Raw genomic sequence first — 3,432 nt, forward strand, 5'->3', positions numbered from 1 at the left:
CTTAAGCTATAAGCGTGACTTGGACCTTATTATTTGTAAAAAGTCTGTTGACTTTTAGATCCATTTTCTTTTGCTATAAGTCTACAGACTTATCACAAAATTCAAGCACAAGTGACGCCTTCGGCTTAACACTTGCGCCAGATTCAAATTTGAAAAAACTTATGTTAATCATTCTACAAAGAAGCCATTCTCCTACTTACTATTTCCTTCACCTCCAATACGCCCGCTCCTTTTTTATGGATTTTAAGCGTGCAGGTTTTGATTTTGTCAGCAGGCAATGTGATTGCTCCTAAATCCAAAGTACCCCAAGTTTGTTCTTCTGCTTCTTGCTCACGCATTACTCTATCAGGAGTGGGTAATGCTGTAGGCTTGAAGTCTTTTTTGATTTTCTTTTTGATGATTTGATCTCCAAAAATCACTTCGATCACATCTCCTTTTACGGCCTGTCCTGCATATTTTAAGGAAAGTTGGAAAGTAGAAGGAGTTACAATTTCGATGGGCCATTCAATCGTGGCATCTCCACTGACTAAAAACCAATCGTGAGCCCAACCATTGACATTGGCTTTAAATTTTAAATCCCCTTTTCCAGTGCTTTCGTGTACTGCCAATACCACTCTTGGGCTTTCTTTATACCCCATCGGGATTCTCAAATCAGCAAATCCTGCCGAAGTTACATCAGTGTACCACGCCTCGAAAGCCTCCTTCATTTCCTTTGCCTTTTCTGGTAATTCAGATTGCAAATCGTGTTTTTCTGAAGGATCTTCTGTTAAGTTATATAAGCCTGTTTTTCCAAATTCAGTGGTATACCTAAAATCGCCTTCTCTTACAGCACCTCTTTCAGCAGTGATTTCAAAACCTGTCATGTGCGTATATAATTTTCTCGATTCCGGTGCTTTATTTTCCAATAAATAAGGACTTAAATCCACACCATCAAACTTCACCTCTTTTGGTTTTTCTACCCCTGCCAAACCTAATAAAGTAGGCATCAAATCAATATGAGCTGTTAGTGCTTGTTTCTGACTTGGTTTGATTTTTCCTTTCCACTGCAATGTACAAGGCACCAACGAGCCACCTTCGTGAATTGAAGTTTTCCCTCCCCTCCAAGGACCATTGTAGCGGTCTCCTTGAGGGCCATTATCGGATAAGAAAACGACAATTGTATTTTCTTCCAGAGCATTGTCTTTTAAATACTGACGGATTCTTCCTACGTTATCATCAATATTTTTACACATCCCGTAGATGGTTGCTATCTTCTTGTTTTGCTTTTCTCCGTAACCGAAATCAATGTCTTTATACAAATCATAGTACTCATCTCCTACTTGGTAGGGTGTGTGAGGAGCATTCAATGGGACGAAAGCAAAAAACGGTTTTTCTTTATTTCTATCCATAAAAGCCAAAGTAGAATCCGTCAATACATCTGTGATATAGCCTTTGGTTGAAATCATTTCTCCATTGTATTCCAAAGATGTATCGAAGTAATTACTCCAGTGACCAGAAGTGAAGCCTAAAAAAGTATCAAAACCTTGCCCTTGTGGGTTTTCAGGATAATGTGCTCCATTGTGCCATTTTCCAAAACAACCTGTCGTATATCCAGCTGACTTGAAGGCTTCCGCGATGGTCACTTCCTCTGACCTCATATTTTCTCTTCCTCTTGTCACAAAAGAAACACCTGTTCTCAAATGGTATCTACCTGTCAAAACACTCGCACGAGTAGGAGCACAAACCGGACTCACGTAGAAACGGTTGAGTACTGCACTTTCACTCGCCATTTGATCAAAATGAGGTGTTGAAAGGTACTGATTGCCAGTGTAGGAAAAGTCTCCCCAGCCTTGGTCATCTGTCAAAATCACAATGACATTAGGCGATGTTGTTGCTGTTTGCCCATACGCCTTCGGAAGGAGTATGAGCAACATGCCACACAAAACACTTATACTATTTCTAATGGATTTCATCATGGTTATTGAGCGTTATCAGCAATCACTTTTGATGTTAACCCGTTCATTTTCTTTGCATAATCATCAATCACTTGGATAGTGGATTGGTCTTTATCATATACACCGTACCATCCTTGTGGTTCATGTGGAGGATCTCCTAAGAAATTGTCTCCCTTCTTCCAAAATTCCTTTGGTCTTGGAGGTCTTCCTTCTCCTGAGTAAGCCCAGAAATTCATCCCGTAAATAGGAGCATTTTCTTTGGCTAATTGATACACTTCATCAAACACAAAACTGTAATATTTGTCTCTCCAAACTGTAGTCGCAGAAGGAGAATAATCATCATTGTCACGAGCAATTCCAAACTCTTCTAAAACAGCCGGTTTGCCTAATGCCTTTGCATCATTTACATGCTTGTATAAATATTCTCTTACTTTTTTCTTCGTCTCGTCAAACTTCTCTTCTGGCTTTGCAGGGTCATACCACCCCCAGTTTTGAGCCCAGATGTGAATCGTTACGTAATCAATATCTTTTACATCACTGTCTTTCAAAAGATTAATTCCCGCATCCGGTCCTGGAGAATCTCCTTCTGAACCAATTGATACTAAATGATTTGGATCTAGACCTTTAATTAAAGCTGAAGTTTTTGCAATCCATTTATGATACTCTTCCACTTCGCTGTATCCTCTTGGTTCATTGCCCAATTGCCAAGACATGATAGTAGGATCTTCCGTGTATTTTACTCCTGAAACTGTATTTGTTCTCGTAATCAGAACTTTCAAGTGATCTTCAAACATTTTAGAGGCTTTTTCATTCGCATAAAACTGCTTTGAATAATCCGTGAACTTATTCCATTCTTGAGAAATTTGAGGGTAAGGTACTTCTCCTTTTCCAGCCCATAATAAGTACTGAGGCATACCGCCAGACCAAGTCCAGAAGTTGTTCAATACCATCACTGCTTTCATCTCTCTTTTTCCCATCTCACTTAAGAAAAAGTCCAACCCTTCTAGTACTTCTTTATTGTATTTCCCAGGAGCAGATTGCATTGTTGGATGCACTTGGAACGCTTGACTTTCATCTCCCTCAGAAGACGCCAAGATTCTCAAGTTTGTAATTCCCATGGCCTTCATTTGATCCAATTCATTGACCAAACGCTGACGGTCGCCTAATTTTTCCATACCGATATTCATGCCGTACCAGTAGTTGGCACCCATAAAATAGTAAGGTTGACCATTCAGCATTAAGGCTCCATTTTCTATGGTTACAAAGTTGTTTTTAGCGGAGTTGTTTTGCTCCGTGGTTTGCTTTACACATGATACTCCCAATAAGAGCACAAATAGTAATAGTGTATTTAATCTTTTCATTTCATTCATGTTTATAATTTTTAAAGGGAAGAGGGAAAGTGGTTCGTACACCATAGTTAAAAATCAAGATTACCCTGTTTCAAGTGTTAAGCGATAGCGTCACTTGGAACTTACCTTTGGCGAAGTCTCCTGACTTC

2 protein-coding genes are annotated in these 3,432 nt (G+C 39.5%); both read right to left on the reverse strand.

Annotated elements, in window-relative coordinates; translation table 11 throughout:
- Positions 1–173: 173 nt before the first annotated feature.
- Complete coding sequence (locus AVL50_RS00355) at positions 174–1,955, reverse strand: arylsulfatase (protein ID WP_082795598.1); 1,782 nt, start codon at positions 1,953–1,955, stop codon at positions 174–176.
- A gap of 2 nt (positions 1,956–1,957) precedes the next feature.
- The gene (locus tag AVL50_RS00360) at positions 1,958–3,295 is read right to left on the reverse strand and encodes a cellulase family glycosylhydrolase (RefSeq protein ID WP_063850496.1); all 1,338 of its coding nucleotides are present in this window, start codon (positions 3,293–3,295) and stop codon (positions 1,958–1,960) included.
- Between the last annotated feature and the right edge of the window lie 137 nt (positions 3,296–3,432).

The organism is Flammeovirga sp. SJP92 (genome assembly GCF_001583495.1).
GTDB lineage: Bacteria > Bacteroidota > Bacteroidia > Cytophagales > Flammeovirgaceae > Flammeovirga.